This is a genomic window from Vibrio sp. 1874, from assembly GCF_033344395.1.
GTDB lineage: Bacteria > Pseudomonadota > Gammaproteobacteria > Enterobacterales > Vibrionaceae > Vibrio > Vibrio alginolyticus.
On record NZ_JAWPOR010000008.1, the window covers coordinates 58,943 to 78,149 of the forward strand.

Annotated in this window: 14 protein-coding genes; 4 read left to right on the forward strand and 10 right to left on the reverse strand. The window is 44.8% G+C overall.

All coding sequences use genetic code 11. The features are described 5' to 3' along the window. Nucleotides 1-5: 5 nt before the first annotated feature. The 7 genes from nrdR to R8N46_RS15370 all read right to left on the reverse strand — a co-directional run bounded on the left by nrdR (nt 6) and on the right by R8N46_RS15370 (nt 7,053). The gene (gene nrdR, locus R8N46_RS15340; protein ID WP_005381578.1) at nt 6-455 is read right to left on the reverse strand and encodes a transcriptional regulator NrdR; all 450 of its coding nucleotides are present in this window, start codon (nt 453-455) and stop codon (nt 6-8) included. Between the two features lie 206 nt (nt 456-661). Next, a complete protein-coding gene (locus R8N46_RS15345) occupies nt 662-1,912 on the reverse strand; it encodes a glutamate-5-semialdehyde dehydrogenase (RefSeq protein ID WP_115385779.1) in 1,251 nt (416 codons plus the stop codon). A gap of 17 nt (nt 1,913-1,929) precedes the next feature. After that, nucleotides 1,930-3,069, reverse strand: a complete 1,140-nt coding sequence (gene proB / locus R8N46_RS15350; protein ID WP_115385778.1) for a glutamate 5-kinase — start codon at nt 3,067-3,069, stop codon at nt 1,930-1,932. 121 nt (nt 3,070-3,190) lie between these two features. Further along, a complete protein-coding gene (crl, locus tag R8N46_RS15355; protein ID WP_005381584.1) occupies nt 3,191-3,580 on the reverse strand; it encodes a sigma factor-binding protein Crl in 390 nt (129 codons plus the stop codon). A gap of 115 nt (nt 3,581-3,695) precedes the next feature. Next, on the reverse strand, nt 3,696-4,943 hold the full coding sequence (frsA, locus tag R8N46_RS15360; protein ID WP_115385777.1) for an esterase FrsA: 1,248 nt from the start codon (nt 4,941-4,943) through the stop codon (nt 3,696-3,698). A 91-nt stretch (nt 4,944-5,034) separates the two neighbouring features. After that, nucleotides 5,035-5,499 (reverse strand): oxytetracycline resistance phosphoribosyltransferase domain-containing protein Tet(34), encoded by a 465-nt coding sequence (gene tet(34) / locus R8N46_RS15365; RefSeq protein WP_005381590.1) that lies wholly within the window; start codon nt 5,497-5,499, stop codon nt 5,035-5,037. Between the two features lie 264 nt (nt 5,500-5,763). Then, nucleotides 5,764-7,053: an NCS2 family permease gene (locus R8N46_RS15370; protein ID WP_005381592.1), complete on the reverse strand. Its 1,290-nt coding sequence runs from the start codon at nt 7,051-7,053 to the stop codon at nt 5,764-5,766. A 1,024-nt stretch (nt 7,054-8,077) separates the two neighbouring features. Between R8N46_RS15370 and R8N46_RS15375 the strand changes: the two genes are divergently transcribed. Then, nucleotides 8,078-9,550: an aminoacyl-histidine dipeptidase gene (locus tag R8N46_RS15375; protein WP_115385776.1), complete on the forward strand. Its 1,473-nt coding sequence runs from the start codon at nt 8,078-8,080 to the stop codon at nt 9,548-9,550. A gap of 64 nt (nt 9,551-9,614) precedes the next feature. Here the strand turns inward: R8N46_RS15375 and R8N46_RS15380 are convergent, their stop codons facing one another. Beyond that, entirely contained in the window at nt 9,615-10,154 is a 540-nt protein-coding gene (locus R8N46_RS15380; protein WP_005381596.1) for a DUF3332 domain-containing protein, read from the reverse strand. 330 nt (nt 10,155-10,484) lie between these two features. On the opposite strand from R8N46_RS15380, the gene R8N46_RS15385 reads away from it, so the two are divergent. The 3 genes from R8N46_RS15385 to R8N46_RS15395 all read left to right on the forward strand — a co-directional run bounded on the left by R8N46_RS15385 (nt 10,485) and on the right by R8N46_RS15395 (nt 14,561). Further along, nucleotides 10,485-11,552, forward strand: a complete 1,068-nt coding sequence (locus tag R8N46_RS15385) for a succinylglutamate desuccinylase/aspartoacylase family protein (RefSeq protein ID WP_042521202.1) — start codon at nt 10,485-10,487, stop codon at nt 11,550-11,552. 263 nt (nt 11,553-11,815) lie between these two features. Further along, nucleotides 11,816-14,002, forward strand: coding sequence for a TonB-dependent receptor domain-containing protein (locus tag R8N46_RS15390; protein WP_053306531.1), 2,187 nt, complete (start codon nt 11,816-11,818; stop codon nt 14,000-14,002). 118 nt (nt 14,003-14,120) lie between these two features. Beyond that, nucleotides 14,121-14,561 carry a hypothetical protein gene (locus tag R8N46_RS15395; protein ID WP_005381599.1) on the forward strand — a complete coding sequence of 147 codons (441 nt, stop codon included), beginning with the start codon at nt 14,121-14,123 and terminating at the stop codon, nt 14,559-14,561. A 90-nt stretch (nt 14,562-14,651) separates the two neighbouring features. On the opposite strand, the gene R8N46_RS15400 is transcribed toward R8N46_RS15395, so the two are convergent. Together R8N46_RS15400 and purL are read right to left on the reverse strand one after the other, a co-directional pair. Continuing rightward, entirely contained in the window at nt 14,652-14,960 is a 309-nt protein-coding gene (locus R8N46_RS15400) for a DUF3622 domain-containing protein (RefSeq protein ID WP_025998700.1), read from the reverse strand. A gap of 294 nt (nt 14,961-15,254) precedes the next feature. Beyond that, a complete protein-coding gene (gene purL, locus R8N46_RS15405) occupies nt 15,255-19,148 on the reverse strand; it encodes a phosphoribosylformylglycinamidine synthase (RefSeq protein ID WP_213972479.1) in 3,894 nt (1,297 codons plus the stop codon). Nucleotides 19,149-19,207: the final 59 nt, after the last annotated feature.

A 19,207-nucleotide genomic window follows, 5' to 3' on the forward strand; every position in this document is an offset into this window, starting at 1 on the left:
GCTACTCAGTCTTCTAGGCGGGCAATCTCTTCGCCAAACTCGCGAATATCTTCAAAGCTGCGGTAAACGGAAGCGAAACGAATGTAAGCCACCTTATCGAGCTCTTTGAGCTGGTCCATGACTAAATTACCAATCATTTCACTCGGAACCTCTCGCTCACCCGTCGCACGCAGCTGTGATTTGATCATACTGATCGCTAACTCTATAGAATCGGCACTCACTGGGCGTTTCTCTAAAGCGCGTTGAATACCGCCAACCATTTTATCTTCGTCAAATGGTTCACGGTTGCCATTCGATTTGATCACTTTAGGCATCACTAACTCTGCGCTTTCAAACGTAGTGAAACGCTCGCTACACGCCAAGCACTGACGGCGACGTCGAACTTGATGGCCATCAGCCACTAAGCGGGAATCAATAACTTTGGTATCGTTCTCGGAACAAAAAGGACAATGCATATCACCTCCATATCTATACCAAAATAACCTCATGAGCAATCACGGATAACCACGCGTTCATGGTTATACGGACTCTATTAAAGCTATTTGGGTATAACGCTTTCAAACCGAAATAAAAGCTCATGTAGTGTAGCGGAATTGGTATGTTAGACAAAACAAAAAGGGGCGCAAAAGCCCCTTTTTCACTCAAGATCTCGTCGAATGTGTTAACTGCGTGCTAAGTAGTTCGCTTTACCAACCCACTTGTAGCTAGTTAGCTCTTCTAAGCCCATCGGACCGCGTGCATGTAGCTTTTGCGTAGATACTGCGACTTCTGCGCCAAGGCCAAATTGCGCACCGTCTGTAAAGCGTGTTGAAGCATTCACATAAACCGCCGCCGAACCGACAGAATTGATGAACAGTTCTGAGTTTTCCAAACTATTGGTCATGATCGCATCTGAGTGGCTCGCGTTATGGACACGCATATGATCAATGGCATCTTTCACATCAGACACAACTTTTACACCAAGAGTGTAGCTCAACCATTCCGTATCAAAGTCACCCTCAACAGCATCGCGAATTTGTGTTGCTTGAGCCATCAGTGCTTTTGCCTTAGGCTCTGTCACGAAGGTCACTTTATCGTTCATGCGCTCTACGATCATTGGTAGGAATTGCGCTGCAATTTTTTCATGCACGAGCAGCGTATCTAATGAGTTACACGCAGATGGACGTTGAACTTTAGAGTTCTCAACCACATTCAGGGATTTCTCTAGATCAGCGGATTCGTCGACAAAGATATGGCTGATACCAAAGCCACCAATAATCACCGGAATCGTGCTGTTTTCTTTACACATTTTGTGTAGGCCAGCACCACCGCGTGGAATGATCATGTCGACGTAATCGTCCAACTTAAGCAATTGAGAAACAAGCTCACGATCTGGTTTTTCAATGTACTGCACAGAAGCGGCTGGAAGGTTCGCCTTTGCGAGCGCAGACTGAATAACCTCCACTAATTCCATATTCGAGAAAAATGTCTCTTTACCACCACGTAAAATGCTTGCGTTGCCGGTTTTCAAGCACAACGCTGCGATATCAATGGTTACGTTTGGACGCGCTTCATAAATTACGCCCACGACACCAAGCGGCACGCGACGACGAGACAGTGACATCCCATTTTCCAGTACCTTACTGTCTATTTCGCTGCCTACAGGATCGTTCAAGCTAATGACGTTGCGAACATCATTCGCAATTGCAGTCAATCGTTCTTCATTAAGCAAAAGGCGATCGAGCAGCGCATCGGTTAAACCCGCTTCACGGCCAAGTTCGATGTCTTTAGCGTTTGCCGCCAAAATAGCAGCAGAGTTTGCTTCTAGTTCATCAGCAATGATGGCTAATGCTTGGTTCTTTTGCGCAGTTGACGCTGTCGCTAATTCGAAAGCTGCATCTTTAGCAGCTTTACCCATATTCGTTAAATCCACTTTGCTTCCCTCTAATTCTATTCCTGAATGACGACCAAATCATCGCGGTGAATCACCTCAGAGCCATAATCATGACCCAAAATAGAGATGATATCTTTACTGTGCTTACCCGTAATTTTAGTTAGGTCATCACTTGAGTAGGCGCTGATGCCACGAGCCACCAACTTACCGTGAGCGTTTGTTACACGCGCCACTTCGCCTCGTGCGAAGTCACCACTAACTTTGATGACCCCTTTAGCAAGTAGGCTACTCCCCTTGCCGACCACAGCATTGACTGCACCATCATCAATAACGATGTCGCCCGATGCCGCAGGTCCCGCTAGAATCCAGCGTTTACGGTTCTCTAAGGCTTCAGCGCAAGGTAGGAAGCGCGTGCCCTGAGGTTCATCACTTAGAGAGTCAAAGATAACATTCGGCGCACTACCAGCAGCAATAATAACCTCGATACCTGCGCGGCGAGCGATGTCTGCGGCTTGCAGCTTCGTTGCCATACCACCAGTACCCAATGTTGTACCGCTTCCACCTGCGATTTTACGCAGCGTATCGTCGATGGTTTTTACTTCCTTGATAAGCTCTGCGTTCGGATCTTTACGAGGGTCAGCGGTAAACAGACCTTTTTGGTCAGTTAAAAGCAAGAGCTTATCTGCACCACATAAAATGCCTACCAAAGCGGAAAGGTTGTCGTTATCGCCAACTTTAATCTCGCTAGTCGCAACGGCATCATTTTCGTTTACGATAGGAACAATATCGTTCGCAACGAGCGCATTAATAGTGTCACGCGCGTTAAGGAATCGCTCACGATCTTCTAAATCGGCACGGGTTAGTAGCATTTGGCCGATCTTGATACCATAAATACCAAACAAAGACTCCCATGTTTGAATCAAGCGACTCTGCCCCACCGCGGCAAGTAACTGCTTACTCGCCATCTCGTTGGGCAATGCGGGGTAACCAAGATGCTCACGGCCTGCTGCAATCGCACCAGACGAAACCATTACGATTGAATGGCCTTGTTTTTTAAGCTCAGCACACTGGCGTGCTAACTCAACCATGTGTGCACGGTCGAGTGCCAAAGTGCCGCCTGTCAGCACACTTGTACCCAGTTTCACAACGACAGTTTGTGGTTGTGAAACAACTGCATTTTGTTGATTCGTTGTCATGATGTCTTCTGAAGTGAAAAACAAATAAAGAGAGGATGTTTTAACAATCAAATAGGGAATTAACAAGAGAAAAGGTGCGTTTTCGCACCTTTTTGTTTGGTATTAAATGAAAACAACCAAATTAAGCGAAATCGAAAGACTCCGTGTGATATTCGACTTCTAATTTGAAGTGTTCTTCTAAAGTATCAACCAGCTTTTGATGGAATGTGCTCTGCGTGAGATACACTTCCTCTACCACTTTTTTGGGAAGGGCTTCAGATACCCATTGCCCTTCTTTGTTGTACTTGCCAATATGATATTTAGCAGTAAAGCCTCCCTCGATGGATTCCAAATCCATCCACCAGCCCCAAAATTCACGCTTCTCAGGCGATTTTTTGTCGTCTACACATACAGATAAACAATCAAAATAATAGCGCCCTTCTTGCGATTGTGGTTCGCGCAGGTAAGGCCCTATCGCCTTCAACTTAGACATCAAGCGAAAGTGAGTCGGGCCCTGAGTCGTCTCTGACATATGAATCTCCGTTTTCATAGTTAAAAGTAAACACCCAAGAATGATTATTATTTTTAATTATCATGAGCTTATTTTTTGCTCAGATATATCACTCTTAACTAATTTAGGAGAATTGTCACCCTAATAATTCATCTTCTAGCCACTTTATGGCTAAATCGAGGGATTGCTCATATCCTTTTGTAATTGTTTTGGAACTGATTTTTTTCGCTCTACCATACTGGCTAAATAGAGCAACAAGTTGATTATCACTGTGTGGCGACACTGGATCGCCTTCAAGACTCAAAGCCAAAATAGGCACTTTGGTTTTTCGACTGCTCAGGAAGCCCTGAACCTTCAATGACCACGCCATCATCTGACCAGCCATGCTATTAATATCAACCGCATTTTTCCCCAAACGGGAAGCCAAAAGATCTAAGTACATCTTCGGCATTTTTTGCAACTTCTGAGGGGAAGTAAAAATATCATGTACGGGTGCGCCTAGAGCGACACAAGCTTTGATCTTTTCTTGCTCGACAAAAGAGAGTCTGATCATGGCATTACCACCAAAACGAAACCCAACTAACCCCACTTTGTGATGATCAACCCAAGGTAGCGAGTAAAGCTCATTCAATACCGCTTGATGTAGGCAACTTGAATTCTCGGTCAAGGGCCAATGAGAGCTATGCCCTACCGAAGGCATGTCCACGGTTAACATCGCAATATCTCGCGTTGCAAGACGATTACGGAACAAACGCCACATGTCGGTTTGTAGAGTATCCAAACCAGCGCTCACCATGACCACAGGCAACTGTTTATCCGTTCTTGGTAAATGGAGGTTCGCGATGATTTTGCGATTTTGGTAAGGCACTTCAATTTGCTTGATGGTGTACTTAGTTTTTTCTGCGCCGTCAGAATACGCTTTGTTTGCCAGTACTTGAGCCTGCGATGCCAAGTTATCATTTTTTAAATGTGGGTAGCCTGCAATACTAAAACACAAAGAAGCAGTGAAGAGTTCATCCGCTGCCTCTTCTCCTTGCATTTCATTTGCTCGCTTCTGATGATCCATACCAAGCTTGATCCACTCAAATGTCCAGTTACCACTGTGATAACCCATTACAGTGTCTAACCAATCATCATTGGTTCGCGAGTGAGATGATGAAGCAATTTTGGACAGTACGCCTTCCATTTCGATCGGAGACAATCCTTGCCAAGCCCATTGCAAGCGACGCAAATGACGATACCAAGCACGATCACCCTGCGCTTCTCGTTCATCAAGTATTTTTTTACTGGTCGGCATGTACTGGGTAAGCGCGGAGGTTTCTTTTGCTTGCTTATGTTTCACGAACAAAGTTTCGGAAAGATTTTTACTGACGTCTTCAGACATAGGAAGAACCCTAGGCTATTAGCATGATTTAATATCATAATAAAAAAAATGCCCCTATAAAGGGGCATTTCTCAATATTCTTTAACCGCGCTTATTTTTGCTTGCGGTTTACTGGCTCAGCATACTGGATTGACATATCCCAAGGCTGCTCGATCCAAGTGTCTTGAGCAATATCTACAACGTAATCATCCAGCAGCTCTTTGCCTGATGGTTTCGCACACACAGCGATCATTTTCGCTTTTGGATACATCTCACGTAGTTTGCGCGCTGTATCACCACTGTCTACTAGGTCTTCAACGATTAGGTAACCTTCGCCATCACCTTCAGGTGCTTTTAGTACCGTCATATCGCGCTGATGATCATGGTCGTAGCTTGAAATACAGATTGTATCAACGTAACGAATACCCAGTTCACGAGCTAAAATAGCGCCAGGAACCAAACCGCCGCGGCTTACCGCCCAAATTCCTTTCCATTGCTCAGCTGGCATTTGTTTCTCAGCCAGTTCACGGCAGTAAGTCTGCATTGCATCCCAAGTGATAATGAATTTTTTACTCATTGTAATAACCTAATAATTTGAAAATATGCATCCTCAAAATCTAGCGAAGTCACTCAAAAGCGGAATGCTCACTAACTTCTCCAAAATGTTTGGAGACGAGGATTTCAAGCTGCGCAAACGATTATTCTACCGAAACACACCGCTAATACCAACGGTGATATCAAAATTCTCTGCCTATTCCGCAGAAAAACCGTCTTCTGTGAACAACGTAAAAAAAGAAAAAGCCAGCGTGAATAAATCCACACTGGCTTTTTGCTCGAGAAATTAACCGACGAGGTATTTAACGATGAAGATGGCTGACATCACCCATACACTCATCGACACTTCACGGCCCTTACCGCTGAATAACTTGATCGCCGCGTATGCGATAAAGCCTAACGTGATACCTTCTGCAATCGAGAATGTTAGCGGCATAACTAAACAAGTCACAACAACTGGGGACGCTTCAGTTAGGTCACGCCAATCAATGCTTACTAGCCCAGACAGCATCAAGATCGCCACATAGAATAGCGCACCTGACGTTGCATAAGCAGGGATCATACCCGCAAGTGGTGAGAACAATAGAGCAAGTAGGAAGAGTACACCAACAACCACGGCTGTTAGACCAGTACGCCCACCCGCAGCTACACCAGAAACGCTTTCAATATAAGATGTCGTGTTAGAGGTACCAAGTAATGCACCTACTGACGTTGCTGTTGAGTCTGCAAGTAACGCTTTGTTTAAACGAGGGATGTTGCCATTCTCATCAGTTAGACCTGCTTTTTGAGAAACGCCAACGAGCGTACCTGCGGTGTCAAATAAATCGACAAATAGGAAAGCAAATACGACGGAAATCATGCCTACTTCAAACAAACCAGAGAAATCCAGTTGCATGAAAGTTGGCGCAATGCTTGGTGGCGTTGACATAATACCGCCCCACTGCACATCACCAAATAGAAGACCAAGCGCTGTAACGCCAAGAATGGCGATCATCACCGCACCTTTCACACCACGGTGAACCAGTGCAATCGTAAGAAAGAAACCAATCGCGGCCAATACAGATGGCAATGATGTGATCTCTCCCATAGAAACTAATGTCGCTGGGTTATCAACGACGATACCTGCATTTTTTAATGCGATAAACGCTAAGAAAAGACCAATACCAGCTGAAATACCTGTTCGTAGAGAATGCGGGATCGAGTTAATAATCCACTCACGGATCTTAAATACGCTTAAAAGAATGAACAGAAGGCCAGAAACAAATACAGCCGCTAACGCAACTTGCCACGTATAACCCATTCCCAATACAACAGAGTAAGTGAAAAATGCGTTCAGGCCCATTCCTGGTGCCTGTGCGATTGGGTAATTGGCAACAAATCCCATGATAAAACAGCCGATTGCGGCAGCAAGACAAGTCGCGACAAAAATGGCGCCACGGTCCATACCGGTATCCGACAGGATCGCTGGGTTTACAAAAATAATGTAAGCCATAGTTAGGAAGGTCGTAACACCTGCAATGATCTCAGTGCGCACATTTGTGCCATTTTCACTGAGTTTAAAAAGCCTCTCGAGCATGATCGAATCCTGTAAAGGTAAAAAAGTAAACGGTTGCGTAATCGATTGGCGGGAATTATAAAGTTATCAAATAGCAAATTCTAGATAGAATCTTCACTCTAATGCGTTTTTTTTCTTTGGATATGAAACACATTCTCTAATCCATCATAGCAAGCAAAGAAATATATTCTTATAAAACAATAGGTAACCCAGATAACACAGTTCTCTAAAAGAGAATAAAAACTGAGCAATGTACTAAACTTTCAGATGAAAAAGGCCCATTTTAAACATGGTATCTAACAGATTTGATGGAAAAGTCGATAAAACCGAAGAATGGGGAATAGAAGAAGGCTTTGATGGCAATAAGTGAGTCAGGAAGAGAAAATAGAGATAAAAAAACGCCACCCAATTTGGGTGGCGGTGAATCATGTCAGCACTATCACTGAAAAAAAATTCCAATTTATAGGGGTGAACAAACTGTTCGAGTCACATGCGTTGACTTCACTTAGTAGCCAAAGCTTGTTGGGTATACAAAGTTACCGGTGTAAACAGACTTGCTATTCCAGAACATTGTACTTGGTAAACCTTTCATAACTATCACCTTTTAAATCAATTAAACATTCGTTGATTTCTCGGTTCCTTGGAGGCGATAAAACGGACTCATCCTTTGAGCATTTCATTCTTCTCTCAGAAGCTGGTTACAAATATACCACCAAGAAATTTAATTACAAGCATTTTAGTGACTGGAATCACAAAAAATGCACAAATTGACCTTTATCAAAATTTATGTGTAATTAAATTACAATTTTATGAATTAAAAAATAAAGCCACTTTCAGAATATATGATAGAGAACACATAGTGCTTGTTATTGTATTCACAAACTGTGACAGTTCTGAGAGAAATCCTTGTGATCGCGACTACTCGTACTCCTTATCTGGTGGTATGCTAACGGCAATTTGAAGGCCAAATCGTCTAGCATTTAATGCTACCTTGACAATATTTTTACGGTATATATTTGGCAAAGCACATCAAAAGGAGTCCTCCGTGTCTGAGTTCCATTCTGAGATCAGTACCTTATCACCTGCTCCACTTTGGCAGTTTTTCGATAAGATTTGTTCTATCCCTCATCCATCGAAACATGAAGAAGCATTAGCACAGTACATTATCAACTGGGCAACAGAGCAAGGCTTTGACGTTCGCCGTGATCCAACCGGTAACGTGTTCATCAAAAAGCCCGCGACACCAGGAATGGAAAATAAGAAGGCTGTTGTACTTCAAGCACACATCGACATGGTGCCGCAGAAAAACGAAGACACTGAACACGACTTCACCAAAGATCCAATCCAACCTTACATCGATGGCGAATGGGTAACTGCGAAAGGCACGACGCTTGGTGCAGATAACGGTATTGGTATGGCTTCTTGCCTTGCTGTATTGGCATCTAAAGATATTAAGCACGGTCCACTCGAAGTTCTGCTGACGATTGATGAAGAAGCAGGCATGACTGGCGCATTTGGCCTTGAAGCTGGTTGGTTAGAGGGTGAGATTCTTCTAAATACAGACTCTGAGCAAGAAGGCGAAGTCTACATGGGTTGTGCAGGTGGCGTTGATGGCACCATGACTTTCGATATTTCTCGAGAATCAACGCCTGCAGGTTTTGTAACACGCCAACTGACGCTGAAAGGCCTAAAAGGTGGTCACTCAGGTTGTGACATTCACACAGGTCGCGGTAATGCCAACAAATTACTTGGTCGTTTCCTTGCCGGTCATGCTCAAGAGCTTGATTTACGTTTAGTCGAATTCCGTGGTGGTAGCTTACGTAATGCAATCCCTCGCGAAGCGTTTGTTACTGTCGCGCTTCCTGTCGAAAACCAAGACAAACTTGCTGAGCTGTTCAACCACTACACTGAGCTGCTTAAAACTGAATTGGGTAAAATCGAAACAGGTATCGTAACCTTTAATGAAGCGATCACGACTGACGCGCAAGTATTTTCAATCGCCGATCAGCAACGATTCATTGCGGCACTTAACGCTTGTCCAAACGGCGTAATCCGTATGAGTGATGAGGTGGAAGGCGTTGTTGAAACTTCTCTAAACGTTGGTGTGATCAGCACAGAAGAAAATAAAGTCACCGTGCTTTGCTTGATTCGTTCTCTCATTGACTCTGGCCGTAGCCAAGTGGAAAGCATGCTGCGCTCGATTACTGAGCTAGCAGGCGCACAAATTCAGTTCTCAGGCGCTTACCCTGGCTGGAAGCCAGATGCAGATTCCGAGATCATGGCAATTTTCCGTGATATGTATGAAGGCATTTACGGTCATAAGCCGAACATCATGGTCATCCATGCTGGTCTTGAGTGTGGCCTATTTAAAGAACCATACCCACACATGGATATGGTTTCTTTCGGTCCAACAATAAAATTCCCTCACTCTCCAGATGAGAAAGTGAAGATTGATACTGTTCAGTTGTACTGGGAACAGATGGTCGCGCTTTTAGAAGCGATTCCAGAGAAAGCATAATTCAATCACGAAAAACGACAAAGGGTGCCATACGGCACCCTTTTTTTGGTTTAGTTGAACCCAACTACACACGGTTTTGCGCGTAAGCGGCTAACTCATCCATTGAGGTTTGTGCAGCAACTTCACCATCAATGTAGTAAGTAACAAACTCACCATCGCGTACACCCATGAGTGTCGCCTTTTCACCGTTACTGTAAGTAATATCCATTTGAACAGTGTTCTCATCGATTTGCTGCATTCGCCCCTGCTCAATGACACGGTTATCCGCTAATGGTGCGATTGGTGCCGTCGTTAACGACTTATCTAACTGGTGATTGACATCAATGTAAGTATCTACCTTTGTATCGAAGATATGTGGCTTACCATTTAACGGGTTCTTACCCGTCCAAAATTCTAGAGAGTTAAACACGATATAATCCGCTGCGATCGCGACACCATAAACAGGCGCTAAAAGCATATTTAGGCCACCTCGAGCGTAACGGTTGTCAACAGCTTTCAAGTTAAACCCCATGACATAACCTGTCACGGCATTACTACCTACGCAACCTGAAAGTGAAACTGCTACCGCAGTCAATGCACCAATTTTAGCAATTGCCTTTTTCATCAAAACCTCTAGTTAGAAAGTGTGAAACCTCAAATTCGGCGCGGATATTATCGGATAAAAAGTAGGGTTAAAAGTCCGTTTTTTTGTCCTCCATGAACAGTATTATTTTTAATACAGTCACATTTTTTAAGGCTATTATTGCGCACTCTTCTCTATGTCTTGTTATGTATTAAACTGATAGAAAAGATCATATTGAAAACAAAAACTTCACACATACCAAAATTTCACGCATGACGATTAAAGTAATTTGTCGTGTCCTTAATGAGAATGATTAGTGCGATTTTGCAGCAATTGTTACATTGCTGATGACGCATTTGACAGAGATGGTTTATGGCCAGAAGTAAAAAAAGCAAAGTGTTTGAGCTCTTAGGACATCAAATACAACCAGGACAACGATTAGAGATCGAATTTGAAGCAGCGAAGCTATATACACATTCGCCTTTATCTATTCCTGTGGAAATCATCCATGGGAAACAAGAAGGACCAGTGTTAATGGTGAATGCTGCTATCCATGGTGATGAGCTTAATGGCGTAGAAATCGTTCGTCAGATCATTAACCAACTGGATCCACAAAAACTGAAAGGCACTGTCATTGCAGTACCTATCGTTAACGTTTTTGGTTTCATCCATAAATCTCGTTACTTGCCCGACCGACGAGATCTCAACCGTTGCTTTCCTGGCAGTGAAAAAGGCGCACTTGCATCTCGTATGGCACACGGGTTCTTTAACAACATTGCCAAGCGTTGTGACTACATTTTGGATCTACACACAGGGGCCATTCATCGCACGAACTTGCCACAGATTCGCGCAAACTTAAGCAACCCAGAAACTCTACGTATTGCTCAAGCATTTTCGACGCCAGTGATTGTTGATTCAGCATTGCGTGATGGCTCTTTACGCAGTGAAGCAGAAAAATGTGATATTCCAGTGCTCACCTACGAGGCTGGCGAAGCATTGCGTTTTGATCCACTTTCGATCAGCGCTGGTGTGCTCGGGGTTCGGCGCGTAATGCAAGCCATTGGTATGTTGCGAGCGAGCAGGAAAAAGCTGCCTGAGCCTATCATAGCGAAGTCCACCAGCTGGGTTCGCGCGTCAGGTAACGGCATTTTGCGTACTGTCGTTAATCTGGGAGACAAAGTAGAACAGGGTGAAACGCTCGCTTATATTAGCTCTCCTCTTGGTCATGATGAGATAGAACTAAAAGCCCCGAAGCGTGGTTTGGTTATCGGTCAACAAACATTACCGTTGGTGAACGAAGGCGATGCAATTTTCCACCTTGCCTATTTTAACCAAGGTGATAATGCTTTAGAGCAAGCAGTCGAAAGCTATATTGAAGGCCTCACTGAATTCGATGCCGAGCCGCTGACCACCGGACAGATACCGTTAGAAACTCAGTAATTCCTACCAAGTAGGCGCCTGATTAGCTCAAAAGGAGCAACAGTGCTCGCACTATCTTGTTTAAAGCCAATAAGCTCAGCGTCCATGATGCTGGGCTTTTTGTTTTATGTACGCTAACGATACTTATCGTAGTTTCCACGAATGGATAAAAAACTTTACAATCCGTCGCAAAAACACATTTGATAATTAATCTCATTATCATTTATTAATCGTAATAATGTTCTTATAATCCCAGCTTCATAAAAACACTATAAATCATCAATATGAAACGATTAAAAAGTCATCCATTCAAAGTAAATCTCATTTCACTGGCTTTGCTCTTCCCTCTTTATTCATATGCCGAGACAGCGCCAAATGAAGAGCTTGAAGTCATAGGCGTTCGTTATGCCAAACCTATTACCATTGCTGAGCCTGCGCAAACCACCATTAATTGGTCAGAGATTGAAGAGCAACAGTACTCTAATTTTGCCTCAATGATCGATGCCGTTCCCGGTGCATCAATAGATGGTGGCGGTCGTTCTGGTGGCGAACGTATTAACATTCGTGGTTTTGATGATCCAAGCGATATCGCCGTCTTTGTCGATGGCGCTCCAATTGGCTTTCAACAATACCGCTACGGTACCTTCTTTTTTGATCCGTTCTTAATTGGCGAAGCAGAAATTATCAAGGGCGCGCACGACTATCGAGCACTCAACGGGAAGTTTGGTGGCTCCATTCGCATTAAAACCAAAAGTGTCGATGATCTCCTGTACGGCGAAAGAAACTTTGGTGCTCGCATCTCAAGTGCATACAACACCAACGGCGATGAGAACGCCTACACGCTAACACTCTATGGTAAAAACGATACTGGTTTTTATTTTCTAGCGAATGGCTCGGTAAAAGATTCTGATGACATTAAAGTCGGAGGTGGTGAAACGCTAGATTACTCAGGTTATGAGCAAGAAAACATGCTCGTAAAGGTCGGTTATGAAAATAACGATCACGAGTTTGAAATTAGCCATACTCGCTACAAAGATGAAGGTCGTAAACCTTGGGCTAACCGCCGCGGAAAAATGCCTAACATCACCGAATACAATATCAAGAAATACGGCTCATTAGAAAAAGCCCAATACGCTTACACCGTCGATAACAAATACACGGACAACACCACAACCATCTCTTACCACTACATGCCGACTAACCCGTATATTGATTTCAATATCAAAATGGCACGTTCCGAAAACGATCGTCATTGGGTTCGCCCTGACGTAGCATTCGAGAAAATGTTCGTTTCTGTTGGCAGTTACGGTCATGAGTCATGGCTGAGTTACGAGCGTGACTACGTTGATGTGTTTAACCAAGCGCAATTCGGAGACCACACTCTAGTCACTGGGCTTCAATATCAAAAAACCGATAGAGACTCGTTGGTATTCAACGCATCATACGACAGTAATGAAGCGAAAAACTACGGTTGGTACACCCCTTACTACGAACCATCTGGCACGCAGTCAATTTATGCCGCTTACATTGCTGATCACTATCAAGCAACAGACCGCCTAACAATCACACCTTCTCTGCGTTACGAATACATCAAGAGTGAAGGAAAAGGGAACGCAGCGCCGGATTATAATGATCCAGCTGCCGGACATAACTACGGTGAAACGACGCATAAAGGCTTTAGCCCACGTTTGGATATCGACTTTGATGCGAGCAATAATACGCGTTTAAACGCCTCCTACGCCTACGCTTTAAAAGCACCAACCGTTGATAACATCTACTCAGTGCAATATGCGCGAGCTACCGCTACGGCTACTGCTTTGAATCTGGACGTGTCTCGTATCCATGCTTATCAAGCAAGCGTTATCAACTTAACGGAAGGGCTGGTGAACTCTCGCGATAACCTCGCAACAGAGTTAACTATGTTCTATAACGATGTTAGCGACACAGTTGATATACGAACGGGCGAAAACCTCGACAAAAATACTACTGAGTTACAAAGCTGGAATACAAACCTAGATGGCTTTAAAAACTATGGCTTTGAGCTAATTTCACAATACCGGATTGAAGATTTCTACAGTAATTTCTCAGCAAGTTACATTCGCGGCAAAAACAAAGGTAGCCTATCTGACTCTACAGGTTCAGATGATGATCATCCTGATGTACCGCCATTAAACATTAATCTGGGTTTGGGTTACGAATGGATTCCTGGTTTACGTACGGGCTGGGAAGTCCGTTGGTATGATGCGCAAACCAAAACCAAGGCAAGCGGTAATAATTTAAAAGTGAAATCGCCAAGTGAGCAATACACGCTACAAAACGCTTACGTGGTTTGGGAAATACAACAAGTCGAAGGCTTGAGCGTTGGCGCGGTTGTGAAAAACTTAACCGATCGTTACTACGAAGCATACCTATCTAATGGCGTGCCTTCGCCTGGTCGCGAAGTCAAACTGCACCTCACTTATCAATACTAACCATACCTAAAAGATGCAGGGCAGACATTAACTGCCCTGTTATATCGTATCCAATGGCCATAATTGCACGCCGTTTTATTTATCAGTATTATCATTTCCTTTTGCTTGCATACACATTATGAACAATCTAAAAACACGGCTTCTTCTGATTTGCTTCTTCCCTGTAGGTAGCCTAGCGCAAGCTTCTGAGAACATTGCAGACTACTTACAAGAACAAAGCAAGCACCAAGTTTCAGAAGATTTTTACGCACAGCCAACAGCAAATAACCTGAATCTAGATGCAAAAACTAACTCTTTAACTTGGCACGAAGATGGTAAGCCGGATCACTGTCGTTACGCCAAGCAGCCCAAAGACGTCGCAACACATTTCGACTACGGTGAAGCAAACGATCTATCTGACGGCTTACAACACTTTGATTTACCGGAAAGACATTCTGCAAAGGTCAAATCGACACATCGCACTTATGCTAATAACCCTCACCTTCTTCCTGGCAATAAACAATTTGCAGCCCCTGAAGACGGCACGTTTAGCTTGTCCGTATCGTCGGATTGTTTTTAGCCGATATAAATAAAAAATGCCCTGAGACAAAACTCAGGGCATTTTCACTATTTGTTTGATGGGTAACGTCACCATCTCACCGATTTAAACTTATTCTTCGTCAGTGTCTACTTCGGTTTCACGTGCTTTGCGGGCTTCTTCTTTACGAACTTTTGCCGCTAGTTGTTCTGCTTCGCGCTCTTGACGTTGCGCTGCTTTACGCTCGTTACGAACCACTTGGTTTTGGATAAATCCAGCCAGTTCTTGTTCAGCCCAAGCTTGTGCTTTCTCTTCGCTGTCAAAGCCTGTTTCACGCTTTGATACTACAGTCTTACGAGATGTCACTTGGCGAGTGATTTCTGCGCTCCAGCCGTTACGTTTTTCAGTGACGCGGATAGCAAATTTTGGATTCTTAGACATTTCTTTCATTTCCTAAGGGATTTAGGGATCAATCAGGGATTCGGTCAACTTGATAACTCCATCTAAGCTGAGCTGTTTAACACCATCCCTTGGTAAGCGCGGTATTAGAGCATAAAAGTAATCTAAACGCTGCAAGTTTTTTACGCTAGATAATAGATGACAAAGAAGAGGCAGAACAAAGCAACGTTTCGCCAAGTCACTAGAAAGAGCGACGAAGAAAAAAGAGTGATAAGAAAAAAGAAAGCGCTGGTCTCTCAACCAACGCTTTACTTAAGCTAGATTAACCTTGGTTAATTAACCGATATTCTTACGGGCATTTTGGAACATACGCATCCAAGCGCCATTTTCACCCCAACCTTCCGGAGCCCAAGAATTTGCAACTGTGCGGAATACGCGCTCTGGGTGAGGCATCATGATAGTTACGCGACCGTCTGCTGTTGTTAAACCGGTAATCGCGTTTGGCGAACCATTCGGGTTGTTCGGGTATTGTTGTGTTGGGTTACCGAGGTTATCCACGTAACGAACCGCAACCGTACCTGATGCTTCAATCGCTGCTAGGTGCTCTGTATCACGTACTTCTACACGCCCTTCTCCGTGGGAAACCGCGATTGGCATGCGCGAACCAGCCATGCCGTCGAAGAATACAGAATCAGATTTCTGTACTTCGACTAGGCTAAAGCGCGCTTCAAAACGCTCAGATTCGTTGCGCACAAAACGTGGCCACAAGTCTGCACCTGGGATCAGCTCTTTCAGGTTTGATAGCATCTGACAACCGTTACATACACCTAAAGAGAACGTCTCTTCACGGTTGAAGAAGGCTTGGAACTGTTCACGAGCTTGTGCGTTAAACAGGATAGACTTAGCCCAACCTTCACCCGCACCTAGTACGTCGCCGTAAGAGAAGCCACCACAAGCTACTAAGCCATGGTATTCATCCAGTACCGCTTGGCCCGTTAGGATATCGCTCATATGGATGTCGGTTGCTTCAAAACCTGCGCGGTCAAACGCTGCTGCCATTTCGACGTGGGAGTTAACGCCCTGCTCACGTAAGATTGCCATCTTAGGTTTAGCACCTTTCGCAATGTACGGTGCTGCAACGTCTTCATTTACGTCGAAGCTGAGCTTAACGTTTAGACCAGGGTCAGAGTTGTCTTTCTTAGCTTCGTGCTCTTGGTCTGCACACGCTGGGTTATCACGTAGGCTTTGCATCTTATGCGTTGTTTCAGCCCAGATAACGCGTAGTTCGGTACGTGAACGTTCAAGCACAACTGCATCACCAGAAGTGATAACAAAGTCGTCTGAAGCTTCAACAGAACCAATCACATGTGAGCATGCCTCTAAGCCGTTTGCCGCCAGAGTAGATAGAACTGAATCTAGATCATCATTCTTAACTTGAACAACCGCACCTAGCTCTTCGTTAAATAGAACGGCTAGCGCATCATCACCCAGCTCTGCGATGTTCGCTTTTACGCCACAGTGACCCGCGAACGCCATCTCAGCCAGTGTAACAAAAAGACCGCCGTCGCCTTTATCGTGGTAAGCCACTAGCTTGTCATCACGTACTAACGCTTGCATTGCATCAAAGAAGCCTTTTAGCTGCTCTGCATTATCTACGTCAGCAGGTTTGTCACCCAGCTGTTTGTATACTTGTGCCAATGCTGTCGCACCTAAGCGGTTTTTTCCGTTACCCAAGTCAACAAGAACTAGAGAGGTATCTCCTTTGTCAGTGCGTAGTTGTGGAGTCACGGTCTTACGTACGTCTTCCACACGACCAAATGCCGTGATAACTAGCGACAGTGGAGAAGTGACTTCTTTGCTCTCGCCGTTTTCTTCCCACTTGGTTTTCATCGACATGGAGTCTTTACCAACTGGGATAGTCAAACCTAACGCAGGACACAATTCTTCACCAACCGCTTTCACTGCTTCGTAAAGACCCGCATCTTCACCTGGGTGACCCGCTGGAGACATCCAGTTCGCAGACAGTTTAATGTGTTTAATATCACCGATGTCTGTTGCCGCAATGTTCGTTAGTGACTCACCAACGGCTAGGCGAGCCGATGCTCCAAAGTCTAGTAATGCCACTGGCGTGCGCTCACCCATCGACATTGCTTCGCCATGGTAAGTGTCGTAGCTTGCCGCTGTTACTGCGCAGTTTGCTACTGGTACCTGCCAAGGACCAACCATTTGATCACGAGCAACCAGACCCGTTACTGTTCGGTCACCGATAGTAATTAGGAATGTTTTTTCTGCAACAGCAGGAAGACGAAGTACGCGATCCACCGCTTCATTAAGCTCAATACCATCACGAACAATGGCAGGGCTTTCCACTTTTAGTGTGGTTGCGTCGCGGTGCATCTTCGGTGGCTTACCAAGCAGGATATCCATTGGCATATCGATTGGCGTATTGTCGAAGTGAGAATCTTCTAGCGTTAGATGACGCTCTTCTGTCGCCACACCCACCACTGCATACGGTGCGCGTTCACGCTTACAGATGGCGTCGAATGCTTCCATGTTTTCTGGCGCTACCGCTAGAACGTAACGTTCCTGTGATTCGTTACACCAGATTTCCAGTGGGCTCATGCCCGGCTCATCGTTTGGTACATCGCGTAATTGGAACTTACCGCCACGCTCACCGTCGTCGACAAGTTCAGGCAATGCGTTAGAGATACCGCCTGCACCCACATCATGGATAAATGCGATTGGGTTGTCGTCGCCTAACTGCCAACAACGGTCGATCACTTCCTGACAGCGACGTTCCATCTCTGGGTTTTCACGCTGTACTGAAGCGAAGTCCAGATCTTCTGCTGACTGACCAGATGCCATGGAAGATGCCGCACCACCACCAAGACCGATGTTCATTGCCGGACCACCAAGTACGATTAGGCTCGCACCCACTGGAATCTCTTTCTTCTGTACGTGTTCATCGCGGATGTTACCCATACCACCAGCAATCATGATTGGTTTGTGGTAACCACGAATTTCTTCACCCGCATGAGAAGTGACTTTTTCTTCGTAAGTACGGAAGTAACCCAATAGATTTGGACGACCAAATTCGTTGTTGAATGCCGCGCCGCCAAGAGGGCCTTCAAGCATGATGTCTAACGCATTCACAATACGACCCGGCTTGCCGAAGTCGGTTTCCCATGGCTGTTCAAAACCAGGAATACGTAAGTTAGAGGTTGTAAAACCAACCAGACCCGCTTTTGGCTTACCGCCGATACCCGTCGCGCCTTCGTCACGGATTTCACCGCCTGAGCCAGTCGATGCGCCCGGCCATGGAGAGATTGCCGTTGGGTGGTTGTGCGTTTCTACCTTCATCAAGATGTGCGTATCTTCATGGTGGTACGTGTATTGACGAGATTTAGGGTCAGGGAAGAAACGCCCCGCTTTAGAACCTGTCATAACGGCTGCGTTGTCTTTGTATGCAGACAGCACATAGTCAGGTGTCGTTTCAAAAGTGTTTTTGATCATTTTGAACAAAGACTTAGGTTGATCTACCCCGTCGATAGTCCAATCTGCGTTAAAAATTTTGTGGCGACAATGCTCTGAGTTCGCCTGAGCAAACATCATCAATTCAATGTCGTTTGGGTTACGCCCAAGCTTAGTAAAGTTCTCTACCAAGTAATCAATTTCATCTTCTGCGAGTGCCAAGCCAAGGGAAACGTTTGCCTCTTCAAGCGCAAGACGACCGCCAGCTAAGATATCAACATGTGCGACAGGCTTAGGCTCTGCAACAGTAAATAATGCTGATGCGGCTTCAAATTCTGTGAATACTGTTTCCATCATGCGGTCGTGAATTAACGCTTTAACAGCGTCAGCTTGAGCTTCTGAGAGAACAACTGAAGATTCGACATAATAAGCCGTACCACGCTCTAGACGTTTCACTTTCTCCAGACCACAGTTAACAGCGATATCGGTAGATTTAGAAGACCAAGGCGAGATAGTGCCAGGACGAGGCGTGACAAGAAGTAGAAGACCTTCAGGCTCATGCTCTTCGATGGTTGGGCCGTAAGTTAGTAACTTTTCAAGTTTTTCTAACTCTTGGTCATCAAGGTCTGACTTTAGATCGGCAAAGTGCATAAACTCGGCATAAATGCCAGTTACAGGCAGATCTTGTTCACGACAAAGTTCCAGTAGTTTATTAACACGAAACTCAGAAAGAGCTGGGGAGCCACGCAAAATTCTCATGTGCTTAGGTCTCTTATGCAATTGATTAAGGTGATATTGGAATAAATTCAGACACTTAA

Bases quoted from the DNA above. Each gene is read 5' to 3' on its own strand.
- frsA (WP_115385777.1), bottom strand. From the start codon at position 4,943: ATGTCTGAAGACGTCAGTAAAAATCTTTCCGAAACTTTGTTCGTGAAA.
- purL (WP_213972479.1), bottom strand. From the start codon at position 19,148: ATGAGAATTTTGCGTGGCTCCCCAGCTCTTTCTGAGTTTCGTGTTAAT.
- R8N46_RS15400 (WP_025998700.1), bottom strand. From the start codon at position 14,960: ATGTCTAAGAATCCAAAATTTGCTATCCGCGTCACTGAAAAACGTAAC.
- R8N46_RS15395 (WP_005381599.1), top strand. From the start codon at position 14,121: ATGAACAATCTAAAAACACGGCTTCTTCTGATTTGCTTCTTCCCTGTA.
- R8N46_RS15370 (WP_005381592.1), bottom strand. From the start codon at position 7,053: ATGCTCGAGAGGCTTTTTAAACTCAGTGAAAATGGCACAAATGTGCGC.
- R8N46_RS15390 (WP_053306531.1), top strand. From the start codon at position 11,816: ATGAAACGATTAAAAAGTCATCCATTCAAAGTAAATCTCATTTCACTG.
- proB (WP_115385778.1), bottom strand. From the start codon at position 3,069: ATGACAACGAATCAACAAAATGCAGTTGTTTCACAACCACAAACTGTC.
- nrdR (WP_005381578.1), bottom strand. From the start codon at position 455: ATGCATTGTCCTTTTTGTTCCGAGAACGATACCAAAGTTATTGATTCC.
- R8N46_RS15385 (WP_042521202.1), top strand. From the start codon at position 10,485: ATGGCCAGAAGTAAAAAAAGCAAAGTGTTTGAGCTCTTAGGACATCAA.
- R8N46_RS15380 (WP_005381596.1), bottom strand. From the start codon at position 10,154: ATGAAAAAGGCAATTGCTAAAATTGGTGCATTGACTGCGGTAGCAGTT.
- crl (WP_005381584.1), bottom strand. From the start codon at position 3,580: ATGTCAGAGACGACTCAGGGCCCGACTCACTTTCGCTTGATGTCTAAG.